This window comes from Ruegeria sp. AB9 (genome assembly GCF_056542585.1).
Window position 1 is genome coordinate 275,698 of the sequence record NZ_JBQGAA010000001.1, and the last position, 15,750, is coordinate 291,447.

15 protein-coding genes are annotated in these 15,750 nt (G+C 58.1%); 6 read left to right on the forward strand and 9 right to left on the reverse strand.

What is annotated here, in order from left to right; genetic code table 11:
* Nucleotides 1-61: 61 nt before the first annotated feature.
* From ACR0K5_RS01450 to ACR0K5_RS01460, 3 genes are all read left to right on the forward strand, one after another.
* Nucleotides 62-706, forward strand: coding sequence for a pyrimidine 5'-nucleotidase (locus ACR0K5_RS01450; protein WP_480627961.1), 645 nt, complete (start codon nt 62-64; stop codon nt 704-706).
* Between the two features lie 85 nt (nt 707-791).
* Complete coding sequence (locus ACR0K5_RS01455) at nt 792-1,040, forward strand: hypothetical protein (protein WP_480627962.1); 249 nt, start codon at nt 792-794, stop codon at nt 1,038-1,040.
* Nucleotides 1,041-1,114: 74 nt separating this feature from the next.
* Nucleotides 1,115-2,311 carry a UbiH/UbiF family hydroxylase gene (locus tag ACR0K5_RS01460; RefSeq protein WP_480627963.1) on the forward strand — a complete coding sequence of 399 codons (1,197 nt, stop codon included), beginning with the start codon at nt 1,115-1,117 and terminating at the stop codon, nt 2,309-2,311.
* 12 nt (nt 2,312-2,323) lie between these two features.
* Here the strand turns inward: ACR0K5_RS01460 and ACR0K5_RS01465 are convergent, their stop codons facing one another.
* The gene (locus ACR0K5_RS01465; RefSeq protein WP_480627964.1) at nt 2,324-3,451 is read right to left on the reverse strand and encodes an aminotransferase class V-fold PLP-dependent enzyme; all 1,128 of its coding nucleotides are present in this window, start codon (nt 3,449-3,451) and stop codon (nt 2,324-2,326) included.
* Between the two features lie 230 nt (nt 3,452-3,681).
* Between ACR0K5_RS01465 and ACR0K5_RS01470 the strand changes: the two genes are divergently transcribed.
* Nucleotides 3,682-4,383, forward strand: coding sequence for a GntR family transcriptional regulator (locus ACR0K5_RS01470; RefSeq protein WP_480627965.1), 702 nt, complete (start codon nt 3,682-3,684; stop codon nt 4,381-4,383).
* Between the two features lie 6 nt (nt 4,384-4,389).
* Here ACR0K5_RS01470 and ACR0K5_RS01475 read toward each other — a convergent pair whose 3' ends face one another.
* Nucleotides 4,390-4,848, reverse strand: a complete 459-nt coding sequence (locus ACR0K5_RS01475) for an Lrp/AsnC family transcriptional regulator (protein WP_480627966.1) — start codon at nt 4,846-4,848, stop codon at nt 4,390-4,392.
* The gene (locus ACR0K5_RS01480; RefSeq protein WP_480627967.1) at nt 4,845-5,300 is read right to left on the reverse strand and encodes an Lrp/AsnC family transcriptional regulator; all 456 of its coding nucleotides are present in this window, start codon (nt 5,298-5,300) and stop codon (nt 4,845-4,847) included. Before ACR0K5_RS01480 ends, ACR0K5_RS01475 begins: the two co-directional genes overlap by 4 nt.
* A 131-nt stretch (nt 5,301-5,431) precedes the next feature.
* Here ACR0K5_RS01480 and ilvC point away from each other — a divergent pair, with 131 nt between their 5' ends.
* Together ilvC and ACR0K5_RS01490 are read left to right on the forward strand one after the other, a co-directional pair.
* Nucleotides 5,432-6,454 carry a ketol-acid reductoisomerase gene (gene ilvC, locus ACR0K5_RS01485; RefSeq protein WP_480627968.1) on the forward strand — a complete coding sequence of 341 codons (1,023 nt, stop codon included), beginning with the start codon at nt 5,432-5,434 and terminating at the stop codon, nt 6,452-6,454.
* Nucleotides 6,455-6,588: 134 nt separating this feature from the next.
* A complete protein-coding gene (locus tag ACR0K5_RS01490) occupies nt 6,589-7,491 on the forward strand; it encodes a DMT family transporter (protein ID WP_480627969.1) in 903 nt (300 codons plus the stop codon).
* Here ACR0K5_RS01490 and glmM read toward each other — a convergent pair.
* The 6 genes from glmM to ACR0K5_RS01520 all read right to left on the reverse strand — a co-directional run bounded on the left by glmM (nt 7,488) and on the right by ACR0K5_RS01520 (nt 15,743).
* Entirely contained in the window at nt 7,488-8,831 is a 1,344-nt protein-coding gene (glmM, locus tag ACR0K5_RS01495) for a phosphoglucosamine mutase (RefSeq protein ID WP_480627970.1), read from the reverse strand. The two genes, ACR0K5_RS01490 and glmM, sit on opposite strands and share 4 nt — an antisense overlap.
* A 33-nt stretch (nt 8,832-8,864) precedes the next feature.
* On the reverse strand, nt 8,865-9,863 hold the full coding sequence (gene folP / locus ACR0K5_RS01500) for a dihydropteroate synthase (RefSeq protein WP_480627971.1): 999 nt from the start codon (nt 9,861-9,863) through the stop codon (nt 8,865-8,867).
* The gene (locus ACR0K5_RS01505; RefSeq protein ID WP_480627972.1) at nt 9,860-10,780 is read right to left on the reverse strand and encodes a dihydroneopterin aldolase; all 921 of its coding nucleotides are present in this window, start codon (nt 10,778-10,780) and stop codon (nt 9,860-9,862) included. The genes folP and ACR0K5_RS01505 overlap by 4 nt, the downstream gene beginning before the upstream one ends.
* Nucleotides 10,781-10,881: 101 nt before the next feature.
* A complete protein-coding gene (locus ACR0K5_RS01510) occupies nt 10,882-12,255 on the reverse strand; it encodes a multicopper oxidase family protein (RefSeq protein ID WP_480627973.1) in 1,374 nt (457 codons plus the stop codon).
* Nucleotides 12,256-12,328: 73 nt separating this feature from the next.
* Nucleotides 12,329-13,003, reverse strand: coding sequence for a cell wall hydrolase (locus ACR0K5_RS01515; protein WP_480627974.1), 675 nt, complete (start codon nt 13,001-13,003; stop codon nt 12,329-12,331).
* 154 nt (nt 13,004-13,157) lie between these two features.
* The gene (locus tag ACR0K5_RS01520) at nt 13,158-15,743 is read right to left on the reverse strand and encodes a putative PEP-binding protein (protein WP_480627975.1); all 2,586 of its coding nucleotides are present in this window, start codon (nt 15,741-15,743) and stop codon (nt 13,158-13,160) included.
* Between the last annotated feature and the right edge of the window lie 7 nt (nt 15,744-15,750).

Sequence of the window (15,750 nt, forward strand, 5' to 3'; positions counted from 1 at the left end):
TCAGGGGGCGGCGATCAAGTATAGCATTGAAAACAACCCGAACGCGTTCTAAACCCAAGCCATGGTCAAACCGTCGTTTAGTCATGTTAGCCAGTGGGTATTCGATCTGGATAACACCTTGTACCCGCCGCATATGCGCCTGTTCGATCAGATCGAAGTTCTGATGACAGATTATGTGGTTCAGGCAATTGGTGTGGACCGGGCCGAGGCCGACAGGCTGCGCGCGCATTACTGGCGCGAATACGGGACAACGCTGGCCGGATTGATGGCCGAACATGATCTGGACCCCGACCCTTATCTGCACGCCGTACATCAGGTGGACATGAGCCATATGGACCGGGATGCGGATCTGGCCGATCACATTCGCGCCCTGCCCGGTCGTCGCATAGTCTACACCAATGGCAGCGCGCCCTATGCCGAGCGGGTTTTGCATGCGCGCGGCCTGACCGGCCTGTTCGACGCGATCTACGGTGTTGAACATGCCGGGTATCGGCCAAAGCCTGAAAAAGCGGCCTTCGAAGCGATCTTTGCGCAGGACGGTATCCAGGCCGAGAAGGCGGCCATGTTCGAGGATGATCCTCGTAATCTGGCCGCACCACACGAGATGGGAATGCGCACGGTTCATGTCGCCCCCGACCCGCATGAGGCCAATCATATCCACCATCACACGGACGATCTGACCGCGTTTCTGGCCCGCCTGCGATAGCCTGTCACACTGCGACGATCTGCTCATTCTGCACCCGCATCCGCATCCCTATATGCGCTGCAGCGACGAACAGATGGAGACCCCAATGAGCGCGATCGAGATGCCGATGCGCCTGCCGGTTTGGCAGCGCCTTTTCTTTGCAATTCCGGTTTTCGGGTGGCTGGCGCGCGACGCAGCCAACGGCAAGGCAGAAGACCTGTATTACACTGCCGGTGCGATTTTCAGCATGTGGGGCTGTTCCATCATGTTGTTTGGTCTCCCGGGCCTCTACATCCCTGCCCTGATGATGGTGCCGGTGATGTTTCTGATCCTGATCCTGATTTCAAGGGGCTGAGAAACGGGACAGGATGTCACTTGGCGCGTGGGGTGGAACCGAACTAGGTTCTGCCCAGAATGATGAGAGGCGCCATGACTGACAGCTGTGACATCCTGATTTCCGGCGGTGGAATCGCCGGTCTGACCGCGGCAGCGGTATTCGGAACAGCAGGTTTTAATGTGATCTGCGTCGATCCGGCCCCGCCGATCACTGAACGGGATGTGGACGGGTCCGATCTGCGGACCACAGCATTTCTGCAACCAGCGCATAGCCTGCTGGAACAATGCGGTCTATGGGCGCGTCTGGACGCTCACGCGGCTCCGCTTCAGATCATGCGCATTGTCGATGCCGGCGGCGACGTGCCCGAGCCGCGCGTTGTACGCGATTTCAATGCGGCGGATATTTCCGAACAACCGTTTGGCTGGAACCTGCCCAATTGGTTGTTACGCCGTGAAATGGGGGCGCGACTGGCCGAGATTCCAAATGTCGATTTCCGTCCCGGCACCGGAACCACCAGCCTGTTCACCCGAACCGCCGAGGCCCGTGTAGGTCTGAGTGATGGCAGCCGCGTCCGGTGCAAGCTGGTGCTTGCCGCCGATGGCCGCAATTCACCAATGCGCGAGGCCGCCAGTATAAATGTGCACACTACCCGGTATGGTCAGAAAGCGCTGGCCTTCGCGGTCACACACCCGATTCCGCACGAGAACGTCTCGACCGAGATACACCGGTCAGGCGGGCCGTTCACACTGGTGCCTCTGCCTGATTGGAAAGGGCAACCTTCCTCAGCCATTGTCTGGATGGAGCGGGGACCGAAGGCTGTTGAGCTTTTGAACCTTGAACCAGAGGCGTTTGAAGCTGCGATGACTGAACGTTCCTGTGGTTTGTTCGGGCCACTGACGCTGGCCTCACGCCGAACCATCTGGCCGATCATCAGCCAATCGGCGGAACGGCTGGCTGGCGAACGGATCGCCCTGATGGCCGAGGCCGCGCATGTCGTGCCTCCCATTGGCGCGCAAGGGTTGAATATGTCACTGGGCGATCTGCGCTGTCTGCTGGATCTGGCGCAGGCCCGGCCCGAAGGACTAGGTGACGTACAGATGCTGGATGCCTATCACAAGGCCCGCCATACCGAGGTTGAGATGCGCGTCAAAGGCATCGATTTGCTGAACCGCGCCTCGATGATCGAAGCGCGCCCGCTGCGGGATGCACGGGCGATGGGGTTGAGCGCGCTCTATTCCCTGCCGCCCGTACGCAAGACGTTGATGCAGATGGGCCTCGGCGTTCGCTAAGGCCCGGCCCGTTTACAGAACCTGATCCAGAACGCGTTTCAGGCGCGCAACAGTAGCATCCACATCGTATAGCTTGTCCAGCCCGAACAGACCCAACCGGAAGGTACTGAATCCGTCGGGCTCGTCACATTGCAGGGGCACGCCAGCGGCGATCTGCATCCCCAAGGCCGCAAATTTCTTACCGTTTTGAATTTCAGGATCCGACGTGTAGCTGACCACAACCCCGGGCGCGCCAAATCCGTCGGCAGCAACCGAAACAATGCCTTTTTCCTTCAGCATTGCCCGCACACCGTCACCCAGAGCCCATTGCGCCGCGCGCAACTTCTCGAATCCGTAGTCTCGTGTCTCTGCCATGGTATCGCGGAAGGCCAGCAAGGCGTCGGTCGGCATCGTGGCATGATAGGCATGGCCGCCGTTTTCATAAGCCTGCATAATCTGACGCCACTTCTTCAAATCAATGGCGAAACTGTCAGAACTGGTCTGCTCCAGGCGCGCCTCGCCCCGTTCAGACAGCATGACCAGACCGGCACATGGCGACGCGCTCCACCCCTTCTGCGGGGCAGAAATCAGAACGTCGACACCGGTGGCTTTCATGTCTACCCAGGCGCAACCCGAGGCAATGCAATCCAACACCATCAAAGCGCCGACCTCGTGCGCTGCGGTAGCCAAAGCGGTGACATAGTCATCCGGCAGAATGACCCCCGCGGCAGTTTCGACATGAGGCGCAAAAACGACACCGGGTTTTTGTTCACGAATTGCCGCAACAACCTCTTCGATCGGCGCAGGCGCGAAGGGCGACGGACTGGCGTTACCTGTCTCTCGCGCCTTCATGACGGTCACCGAGTTTGTCAGAGCGCCGCTTTCAATGATCTGGCTCCAGCGATAAGAGAACCATCCGTTGCGAACCACTAACACGTCCGCACCGCGCGCGAACTGCCGGGCAACGGCTTCCATGGCATAAGTTCCGCCCCCGGGAATGACGGCGACCGCATCAGCCTGGTATACGTCCTTCAACATGCCCGAAATGTCACGCATCACCTGCTGAAATTTCTGCGACATATGGTTCAGCGAGCGGTCGGTAAACACGACCGAGAATTCTTCGAGCCCGTTCGGGTCTACGGTTTCCAGCAAGCCTGGCATGACGCGTCCTTTCCAAAGCGTTTTAGAAGTCTTGTCCCCTTTGTCTTTGTTGGTAAAGCCCTTTTGCGACAAAAATTGACCTTTGGTAAAGCAAGGGAAATAGTAACTTTTTTCCGCCTACCCTCCTGAAAACACGAGAAATGACGCCAACCAGTGTCACTTCCCCTTTACACTTCTACTTGCTTCTGAACAGATGCGCACACTTTATACTTGAAGGGATATATTTACCCGTGACGATACAAAAGCGGATCAGTTTCCAATTCGTTCGAGACGAAGTAAAACGACGCATTGAAAGCCGTGTCTGGCCACAAGGATCGCTTTTGCCGACAGAAACTCAGCTGGCGGAGGAATTCAATTGCGCGCGGGCCACCGTGAACCGGGCTTTGAGGGAACTGGCCGATCAGGGCTTTGTCGAGCGCAAACGTAAAAGCGGCACCCGTGTCAAGAAAGAGCCCAGCAAGCACGCCAAACTCGAATTCTCACTGGCGCGGCAAGTGGTCGAAAGCCAGAATGCGACCTATCGCTATGCGCTTGTTGAACGGAACGTAGTGACCAGCCCCGGATGGCTTTCGTCGCAGATCAACGTAGCACCAGGTGGGCGCGTCCTGCATATTGTCTGTATGCACTATGCGGACAATCGGCCATTTCAGATGGAAGAACGATGGATCAACATCGAGGCTGTTCCAGATGTTGAGGACGCAGATTTGATCGAACAGGGGCCACACGAGTGGTTGTTGACGGCTGCTCCGTTTACTGACGCTGAGGTCGCTTTTTGCGCCATTTCCGCTGATGCGCGATTGGCAGAGTTCATGGGCACCACGGCGGGAACATCCATGATTCAGATGGAACGCACCACGTGGAAGGAAAACAAACCGCTCACCTTTGCGCGTATGACACACCATCCGGGATATTGCATCCGCACCAAATACTGAGGGTTTTCAACCGATCGGACCGGGTAGGCGTTCTTCGCTCAGCAGAACGTTTGCCTCGACATCGCCTGCGCCCGGCAGAGTCATGATCCGGCGCCGCAACACGCGTTCGAAATCGGACAAGTCCCGCGCCACGACGCGCAGTCGATAATCATATAGTCCCAGGACATGCTCGACGGTCTGCACCTCGGGAACGGCACTGACGGCGCGTTCAAAGTCTTCAAGACTGATCTGGCCTTTGCGCCCGAGTTTGATACCCAGAAAGACCGTCACGCCAAACCCAAGCGCTTCGGCATTCAAACGCAGCCGTCGGCCCTTGATGACGCCGGCCTCTTCAAGTCGGCGGATACGACGCCACGTGGCGGGTTGAGACAACCCGAACCTGCGCCCCAATGCTCCGGCACTTTGCGTCGCGTCCTGTTGCAGCGCGCGAAGAAGGCGGCGATCAATCTCGTCCAGCTCAATCATACTGGCAGAACCTCGTCACGCTTGACCCGCGCGATATGCATAAGAGCTTCAATATCGGCAATATGAGGCAGGGTCAGAATCCGGTCACGATAGAGCTGTTGATAGTGTTTCATATCCCTTGCAATGACGGATAGACGTACATCGACACGACCCAGAAAGGTCTGGATCTCGATTACCTCGGCCACGTCCCGCGCCGCTTGCGTGAACTCGTCAAAAGCACGGGCCTGTGTCTTGTCGAGCGTGATCCGAAGCGAGACTTCGACCGCATATCCCATCGCGGTCCAATCTATCACTGCCTCCTGCCCTTCGATGATCCCTGCGGCCTGCATCTTTTCGATCCGTCGCCAACAGACACCAGAGCTGATCCGGCAAAGATCGGCCAGTTCCGCTGTTGTCAGGCTGGGGTCCGCTTGGAAGTGACGCAGAATGCGCCGATCAATATCGTCGAGCATGATTTTTTCACATTATTCCGTTAACGCGCATTATTCTTCATCTTTTTCGCAAATACTCAAGCCCAACCCTATCGCCATTGCGCAAACAGGCAGGTACAACCGCCGCAATCTAACCAGAAAGGACCAGCGAAATGCGCGTCTATTACGATCGCGATTGCGACATCAACCTGATCAAAGACAAGAAAGTGGCTATCCTGGGCTATGGCTCGCAAGGCCACGCTCACGCGCTGAACCTGCGCGACTCGGGTGCAAAGAACCTGGTCATCGCCCTGCGCGAAGGTTCGCCCTCGGCCAAGAAAGCCGAAGGCGAGGGTCTGGAAGTCATGGGTATCGCCGAAGCGGCTGCCTGGTGTGACGTCATCATGTTCACCATGCCCGACGAACTGCAGGCCGAGACCTACAAGAAATATGTTCACGACAACATCAAGCCGGGTGCGGCCATCGCGTTTGCCCACGGTCTGAACGTCCACTTTGGCCTGATCGAGCCGAAAGAAGGCGTCGACGTCATCATGATGGCGCCCAAAGGCCCCGGCCACACCGTGCGCGGCGAATACACCAAAGGCGGCGGCGTGCCCTGCCTGGTCGCGGTTCACAACGACGCAACCGGCAAGGCGCTGGAAATCGGCCTGTCCTATTGCTCGGCCATCGGTGGCGGCCGCTCGGGCATCATCGAAACCAACTTCCGGGAAGAGTGCGAAACCGACCTGTTCGGCGAACAGGCTGTTCTGTGTGGCGGTCTGGTCGAGCTGATCCGCTGCGGCTTTGAAACTCTGGTCGAAGCGGGCTATGCGCCCGAGATGGCCTATTTCGAGTGTCTGCACGAAGTGAAACTGATCGTGGATCTGATCTACGAAGGCGGCATTGCCAACATGGACTACTCGATCTCGAACACTGCCGAATACGGCCAGTACGTCACCGGCCCGCGCATTCTGAAATACGACGAGACCAAAGCCCGCATGAAAGCCGTTCTGGACGACATCCAGCAAGGTAAATTCGTCCGTGACTTCATGCTGGAAAACGCCGTTGGTCAGCCGACCATCAAGGCGGCCCGTCGCGCCAACGACGAGCATCAGATCGAAGAAACCGGTGCCAAGCTTCGCGGCATGATGCCGTGGATCTCGGCCGGCAAGATGGTCGACAAAGAAAAGAACTAAGCCTGACTTTAGTCAGCATAAGGGCGGCCGCAATGGTCGCCCTTTTTTGTTTGCACAATAAAGTGACGCGACACATAAACACCCGGTCAGATTAGTCTTTTTCGCGAATTCGCGCTGCCCGACAGGACAAACCAATGGTTCAACAGCCGACAAAACAGGATTGGAGCGGCGTCTTCACGCTGGGCCTGATCTGGGGCGCGACGTTCATGGTCGTTGCCCTGGCGCTTGAAGGCTACGGCCCGATCACGGTTGCAACGTCAAGAACCACCTTGGGGGCCGTGACGCTTCTGATACTGATGTGGGTGACCGGGCGCAGAATGCCGATCCTGACGCCTGCTCTGGCGGGATCGATACTTCTGATTGGTGTTTTATCCACTGCCATACCCTTCATGCTGCTCAGCTGGGGGCAACAATTTGTACCATCCGCATTTGCCGGGCTGTCGATGGCCGCTATTCCGCTGATGGTATTGCCGCTCGCGCATTTCTTTTCTGACGAGCCACTTAATCTACGCCGGTTGCTGGGCGTGTGTCTGGGTTTCTCGGGCGCTTTGGTGTTGATCGGTCCCGGTCTGGCACAGCTTGGCCAAGGAACCGAACCTCTGGCCCAATTGGCCTGCGTCACTGCCGCATTATGCTATGCGTCTTCGTCAATTTTGACCCGTCGCTGCCCGCCTGTCGATCCGCTGGCGCTGGCTGCGCTGACCCTGCTTGTGGGCGCTGCCTTGTTGGTGCCGATCATGCTGATGACCGAAGGCCTGCCCAAATGGCAAGGCACGCGCCCAACACTCGCTCTGATCGTCCTTGGCTTGGTACCGACGGCATTCGCCAACCTGCTGCGCGTGTCTATAACCCGCAGCGCCGGGTCGGTCTTTTTGACATTGGTGAATTATCAGGTACCCATCTGGTCAATGGTATTTGGTGCGTGGGTTCTGTCCGAAGCCCTGCCCCTGCGCTTTTACATCGCTTTAACCCTGATCCTGACAGGCATGGCCATCAGCCAATGGTTCAGCCTGCGAAAAGTTCTGTTCGGGCACTAGCTTGTGGCGGCCTCGACTTCGGCCACGATGCTATCCACCACTTGGGTCAGCAGCCCATCGTCCTCGCATTCGGCCATGACACGGATCAGCGGCTCAGTCCCGGATTTGCGGATCAGCAACCGGCCCTGCCCATTCAGCCGCGCCTCAGCATCGGCGATGGCCGCCTGAACACTTTGAACCTCCAACGGAGTCTGATCGCTGGAATAGCGCACATTCTTCAGCAACTGCGGCACGGTTTCGAACTGCTTGGACAGATCAGACGCCTTGCGCCCGGACAGAACCATTTCCGCAAGGAAATGCAGCCCGGCCATCAACCCATCACCGGTGGTGGCATAGTCGCTCATCACGATATGTCCGGACTGTTCCCCCCCAAGGTTAAACCCGCCTTCCCGCATCCGCTCGACCACGTAACGGTCACCGACCGCCGTACGCTCCAGACGCAGTCCTTGTGCTGTCAGGTGACGCTCCAGACCCAGATTGGACATAACGGTCGCCACCAATGCCTCACCTTTCAACTGGCCCGATTTCTTCCAAGCCGTCGCCAGCAGCGCCATAAGCTGATCGCCATCGGCCACCTGACCGGTTTCGTCGACTACAACCACCCGGTCCGCATCACCGTCCAGACAGATGCCGACATCTGCCCCATGGGCCACTACAGTTTCCGCCGCCAGTTGCGGTTTCGTGGATCCGCAGTTGAGGTTGATATTCTTACCATTGGGCGCAATACCAACGGGAATAACATCGGCGCCCAGTTCCCACAGAACCTCTGGTGCTGTGCGGTGGGCTGCGCCGTTCGCACAATCGATCACTACTTTGAGACCATCCAAACTCACGTCACGCGGCAACGACGATTTCACGCGCTCGCCATAACGGAAACGTGCGTCATCGACGCGGCGCGCCCGGCCAATGTTTTGCGCCTGAGCGGGCCTGACGCCTTCGTCGATCAGCCTTTCGATCTCGATCTCGGCCTGATCGGACAGCTTATAGCCATCTGGCCCGAAGAACTTGATCCCGTTGTCTTCCGCCGGGTTGTGGCTGGCCGAGATCATAACACCCAGATCAGCCCGCATGGACCGTGTCATAAGACCAACTGCGGGCGTCGGAACAGGCCCCAGCAGCAGAACGTTCATACCCGTGGACGTCAGGCCCGCCGTCAGGGCATTTTCCAGCATATACCCGGACAGGCGCGTATCCTTGCCGATGACCACGCGGTGCACACCTGTTGCGTCGCGGCGAAAATACCGCCCAACCGCTGCCCCGATGCGCAAGGCCATTTCCGCTGTCATCGGATGCGTGTTGGCGGTGCCCCGCACCCCGTCGGTTCCGAACAGCTTGCGCATATGTGTCACTCCGTGATTTATCGTGAGACCGGATTACCGGACAGCAGCCCATAGGCGCAAGGCCTGAGAGGTTTCGGCCACGTCATGAACCCGGATGATCTGCACACCCTGAGACAATCCAGCCAGAGCCACCGCAATTGATCCCGGCGCGCGCGCAGTCTTGCGCGGCTCTTGCCCAATTGATCCGATGAAGCCTTTGCGCGACACGCCCAGCAGGATCGGACAGCCCAGCCCGTGAAACAGGCTGAGATTGCGCAGCAAGGTCAGGTTGTGATCTTCGGTTTTGCCAAACCCGATTCCTGGATCCGCGACGATTAGATCGCGGCTCAGGCCCAAACCTTCGAGCATCGCAATCTGATCCTCCAGAAAGTCGTACACATCCAGCAAGACGTTGTCGTATTGCGGATTGTCCTGCATCGTGGCCGGGTCACCCTGCATGTGCATGACACAAACAGGTGTGTCCTGCGCCGCACAGAACGGCGCCAGATCTGGATCAAACGTAAAGCCCGACACATCGTTCACCAATCCTGCCCCAGCTTCACAGGCGGACTTTGCAACATCGGCCTTGCGGGTATCGATTGAAATCAAAGCGCCTGTTTCTGACCGGATCGCTTCGATCAACGGTCGGGTCCGGGCAATCTCTTCTTCCGCTGGCACAAAATCCGCGCCCGGGCGGGTGGATTCTCCACCAATGTCCAAAATCGTGGCCCCATGCGCCACCATCTCGGCAGCTGCCGCTTGGGCAGCGTCCACGGAGCTGTGAACACCGCCATCCGAAAAACTGTCCGGCGTCGCGTTGAGAATGCCCATGATATGGGGGGCCTGCATGTCCAGACCCGCGATGTCAGCCCGCGGTCGGGTCAAACGGCTCAGATGATCAGACGGGACTTCCGGGGCAGGGACGATTTCGGGTTCAAACCCGCGCCGCAGGGCCTCAACATGGGTGAACCAGAGGGGTTGGCCCGCCAGCAGTACAGCGCCTGCGGGACGTGCTGTTCCACTCTGAACCAGCGGTCTGTAATAGGTGCTCACAGCTGGGCCTGATCCACGGCAACAGCGCGCAATGGTGTTTTGGGTTCTGTCGGCAATGCGCCGCCGATCACCATCATTTCGCTGGCTTCAAAAGTCGCCGCGAACCATGCGGCCAACGCTACGGCATCCGACGGTGCGGCAGACGGGCCGTCAACAGCGTCCAATACGATCTTGGATGGCGCCCAGACGCAGATCTGGCCATTCTTCATCGCCCAGTCCAATTCGGTCCTCGTTGAAACCACAACACAGCGATGGTCCCGCGCCGCCAGCACCCACGCGTTTTGCTCGATGGCCAGTAAATCGATCCGGCGTTGCGTCATGGCGTGGCCAGTTTGCGGAGCTGCCAGTTCCGACGCCCCGACACACAGGATCAACGGTCGCTGACGGCTCTCCAACTGATCAATCCATCCAGTCAGGTTATCCGAGGAAATGGCGTCATTCGACAGGAAGACAAGGCGGGGATGCGGGCGTTCTTCTTCGACCACATCGTGATGGGTGGAATCTTTCCCACGCACGATCTCAACGCCCAGCGCACCCGGGCCCCGATCCAGTTTTTCTATGCGGACAAAAACTCTTACAGCCTGAGGCTCAAGCAGTATGCGTTCAGCAACACGCTCTGCCAATGTCTCGAGCAGGTTCAGGCGTTCGGCGGCCAACTCATAGGCAATGGATTCCGTTACCCTGTCATAAGACAGGATGCGATCCACATCATCGTCGATCGGGTCCTTCAGAGGCCGGACTTCGACCACGATATTGAAACAGATCCGTTGGGTCGTTCCCCGCTCGGCCTGGAATGCACCAATTTCGACTTCGACAATATGGTCGCGTAGCGAGATACGATCCAACGGCCCTCGGGGGGACGTCGCCTCGGACCGTTCGGACGGATGTGCGAATGCCAGACGGATTTCAGAACTCATGGGTCAGGCCTTTTCGGGCTCGTTGCAAAGTTCGCCTACTATAGGCGTTGCGAGGGCCTATAGCATTCAAACAAGCGCCATTCCAACCGCCGATTGCGGCGTCAGGCGACCCGAAACCAGTTCATCATCCCGGAAGCGGCGTGCCCCAGCATATGGCAATGCAGCAACCAGTTCCCCGGATTATCCGCAACCAATGCGATCTGACGCGCCTGCCCTCGCCCAACCAAAACGGTGTCACGCCAGGGGCCAAGGGAACCATCGTCCAGGATCAGTCTGAAGTGATGCCCGTGTAAGTGCATCGCGTGCGGAAAGGCTGTTTCATTCACAAACTCAATCCTGTGCAAACTGCCAAAAGCAGCATCCAGAAACGGCTCATCGGGGCGTTTGGCGTAACCGTTCAGCGCCCAGAACCGGCCCAATTGTGCCAATTCGCGGCCCGACAATTCGGTTTCGCCCAGACGGGCATTTTCCAGCCAGCGCATTGCACCGCCTTGAAGAACCATATGGTGCGTTTGTGCTTCTTGAAGATTCCCGATCTGAGGCAATGGATTAGGCGGCAAAGCTGACACACCATTCCTGTGCAACCTCGCGGCATTACCTTTGACGTCGAACCTAGCCAGACCAAAGGCTCCATCCCTTTCTACACTGACCAGGCTTGCGGAATCTCCTTCGGCGGTGACATCGACAATCAGGTCCGCGCGCTGCGCGGGTGCCAGCGGAAAAGAGCTGGATAGCTCCAATGGCTTTTCCAAAGGCATTCCATCCAATGCGACGATCCACCCCGAAAAACCATCAATATCCAGATCGAATATCCGAGCGTTGGAGGCGTTAATCAATCGCAGTCGCAGTCGCTGGTTTCTTCGCACCGCAAACACAGGATCAAATGATCCGTTGACGGTAACGATATTCCCAAGCCGACCTGCATGGCTCAGATCATGACCATTGTCGAAATCATCTGTTATCTGAGCGGTTTCCGGGTCCAACCGCCAGTCGTCCACCATCAACACAAGGTCTTGATCGACATCTGGCGCCATGGCCTCATCGACGATCAGCGGCCCATAAAGTCCACGGGCCACCTGTTCCATCGACCGGTTATGCGCGTGGTACCAATATGTACCGGCGTCAGGAGCGATGAAGTCGTAGTTAAAGGTCTCGTCCGCACCAACCGCGTCCTGCGTAAGCCCGGGCACGCCATCCATGGCGTTGTCTATGCGAATCCCGTGCCAATGAATCGATGTTGGTTGCGGAAGCTCGTTCATCAGCTGGCGTTGCACAGGTTCACCCTGCTTCACCCGCAACGTTGTTCCGGGGATCGAACCGCCATAGCTCCAGACCGTCGTTTCAGGAAATCCATCAGGAGCAACGCGCTGCCGGCTCACATGTGCCTTGAGCGGTGGGAAACCGGCCCGGGCCGCCAGTGGTAACATTGAGGCTGCAGCGGCAGTTTTCAGAATATGTCGTCGGGTGAAAAGCATTACGGGCCTCCTGGCCCGCAATATAGACTGCAACTCGCCCTGCGCCATCAAGCTTCCAGCGCAGGTGCGTCAATCAGTTGCTCGCCGTCCGGTAGTTGTGGCGATAGAAAATGTGCACGCCAATCCGCGCAGTCTGCTTATAAACCCGCGACCAGGACGGGCGAACCGCCGTCGTGTGGTAGTGCGTCGCCCCTTCAGTCAGCTCTTTGGCAACGCCGTCGATGGCGGCCCGGGCGACTTTTGACACCCGCTCATAAGCCTTCTTCTCGTGAATGACTTCTTTGCGACCATCGCAGGTGTAAGTGAACTGGCACTGGTATTTCTTACCGGTACCCTGGCGGATTACACCACACAGAGAGCTCGGAAAGCGGCTGCTCTTGACCCGGTTCAGGATGACTTCGGCCACGGCAAACTGACCGCGAACACTTTCACCACGCGCTTCGAAGTACAGCGCTTCGGACAGGCACTTCCAGTTTTCGTCACCGGTTGCAGCGGGTTGCTGGTCAAGCCAGTCTTTGGAATAGGTCACTTCAACAGGTTTAGCCGCCTTTCGGGGCTGGAACAATTTGAAGTAGTCACGAAAGCTCTGCGCCGGCAATTCGCTGCGGGCGACAAGCTCTTCTTTTGCAGTATCAGTTGCTTCCCTTTCAGCAAAGGACGCACTCGGCAGCACGGTTGCTGCCAATGCGGCAACAGCCATTATGTAACGTAGCATCAGATAACCTCGCACAGGCACTTCACGCGCCATACCCTCCCCCGGCGGGCGCGACGAGGCATCTAACGCAATCAAGCGCAAAGGTCCAGCCTTTGAGAAAATGCAAGTGGAAAACCGCCCGTAGCGAAAATTACTTTCGCTTACGAGTGGCTCGATAACCCACTAATCCTTGGGTTTTGACGCTGTGTCAACCCCCAAGTCTGGAGGAAATTGCCAGTTGAGCGGCAGCCAGCCGAGCGACGGGAACCCGGAAGGGTGAGCACGAAACATAGTCAAAACCCAAATCCCTGCAGATGGCGATTGATTCGGGGTTTCCGCCGTGTTCTCCGCAAACCGACAGGGTCACATCCGGTTTGGCAGCACGGCCGCGTTCCGCCCCGAGCTTCAACAGTTCACCCACCCCATCCGGATCAAGGACGTGGAAGGGATCTTCGCCAAAAACACCTTGTCGCACATAAGCCGACATGAAACGCCCCGCGTCGTCGCGGGACAACCCATAGGTCATCTGTGTAAGGTCGTTGGTGCCGAAACTCATGAACGCGGTCTGCGGTGCGATCTCTTCCGCCCGGAGACAAGCGCGCGGGGTCTCGACCATGACACCCAACCGATATTCGAATTCCTGCCCGCGTTCGGACGCAACCGCAGCGGCCACGGAGTCGATGCGGGATTTGACCAGTTCAACCTCGCGCTTGGCTGAAACCAGCGGGATCATCACTTCGGGCACGACCGGAGCACCGTTTTTTCTGGCGTCCAGTGTGGCTTCAAAAATCGCACGGGCCTGCATGTCATAGATTTCGGGCACGGTCACACCCAGGCGAACGCCGCGCAGGCCAAGCATCGGGTTGTATTCGGTCATCGCGGCCACCCGACGCTCGACGTCGGACACCGGAAGGTCAAGCGCCTCAGCCAGTTCTCGCTGCCCACTACGCGTGGTCGGCAGAAACTCGTGCAGAGGTGGATCGAACAGACGAATGCAGACGGGCTGCCCTTCCATAATTCTGAACAACTGAACAAAGTCTTCACGCTGCATCGGAAGCAATCGCTCCAGCACAGCAGCCCTGCCCGACGACGTTTGTGCGAAAATCATCTCGCGCATCACGATCAGACGGCCGGGATCAAAGAACATATGCTCTGTCCGGCACAGACCGATCCCCTGAGCCTGAAAATTCCGCGCCGTCTGTGCATCCGCCGGTGTGTCTGCATTGGCGCGGATGTCAATGTCACGCTCGGCATCGGCCCACGCCATCAATGTCTGAAAGCAATCATCCAGCGCGGCCTCAAGCATGGCTGGTTGGCCTGCCAGCACCTGACCCGAACTACCATCGATGGTCAGAACATCACCGGTTTTGAAAACACGCCCGTCCGGTGCGGTCAGCATCTTCTTCTTTGTCTGGAACCGGATGTCGGAAGCACCAACGATACAGGGCAAGCCAAGTCCACGACCAATCACAGCGGCGTGGCTGGTCATCCCGCCCTTTTCCGTCAGAACCGCAACGGCTGCGTGCATCCCGCGTACATCTTCGGGTGAGGTTTCGCGGCGAACCAGTACACAAGCTTCACCGCGCGCGGCACTGGCCTGAGCCTCTGCCGATGTGAACACGATCTTTCCGGTCGAGGCACCAGGGCTTGCACCAATGGCTGATGTCAGAACATCGCGGCGCGCTTCGGGATGAACCTGTCGGTGCAACAATTCGTTCAGCGCATGCGGATCCACCCGCATTACTGCTTCCTGCGGCGGAATTATTCCATCTTCAGCCAGACGAACCGCAATCCGCATCGCCGCGCGCGAGGCTCTCTGAACCCGGACACCATCAAGAATATGCACGTTGCCATTTTGGATGACGAATTCCACCTGCATCTCTTCGCGCAGTTTTTCGCGCATAAGTGCGGCCTGAGATTTGACCTCGGCGAAGGCATCGGGTGCGACCTCTTCAAGCGACGGGCCGCGTGGATCTTTTTCCAGAAACAAGGCCGCCACATCTTCGCCCAGCGCATCCCGGCCCTGGCTCTGGCTCAGGTAGCGGCCCGTGATCTGCGGCATTCCGGTAGTGGAATCGACCAGTTGCAAGACGCCTGACCCGCATTCCCCTTGTCCGACCCCGGGAATCATCTCCTGAATGACCAGTCCAAGCCCGGCGTCGGCCGGGGCGCCTTTGGCCTGCCGCAACAAGCGCGCAGAAGTCCCATCCCAGGCGCGGGCCATAGAGCGTAGAACACCGATCAACTGTTCGCCTCTGTCCCGAGGGAAGGCTTCGTCCGTTTCATCTTCGTATGCGCGCAAGGAGTGGCGCAAACCCTCGCTGCCATCCATGTCGATGTCGTCGAACACATCCGCGTCCAGCCGCGCCACGTGAATCGCATAACTTTGAACGAACCTAAGATACAGCGCCGCAGCAGCCTCTGCCCCCATGGTATCGGACAGGTCCACATAGCGCGCATCATTCATCCCGATGTTCAGAACCGCACCGGGCCCACCCCAGTCGGGGTCTTCAGAGCTTGGTCGGACGCAAAGCAATGCCGATGGATCGAACTGTTCAAGGATCGCAGCCAGGTTCGGAACTTCGCCCTCCGCAATCTGATGGACCGCTTCAAACGACAATGCGACGGTCCGAGGCACGGGCAGGTCCAGGCGGACCAGTCGTTGCAGACACTTGGCCCTCCCGCCATGGGTATGGGCCGTGACCGGCGCGTCGGATGTAATGAGCGTGGTATGCGGATTATTCTGCACTGCAGCACCTTTTGATTTGCGTGCAGCATAAGCGCTTGCGTCCATCGCGCAA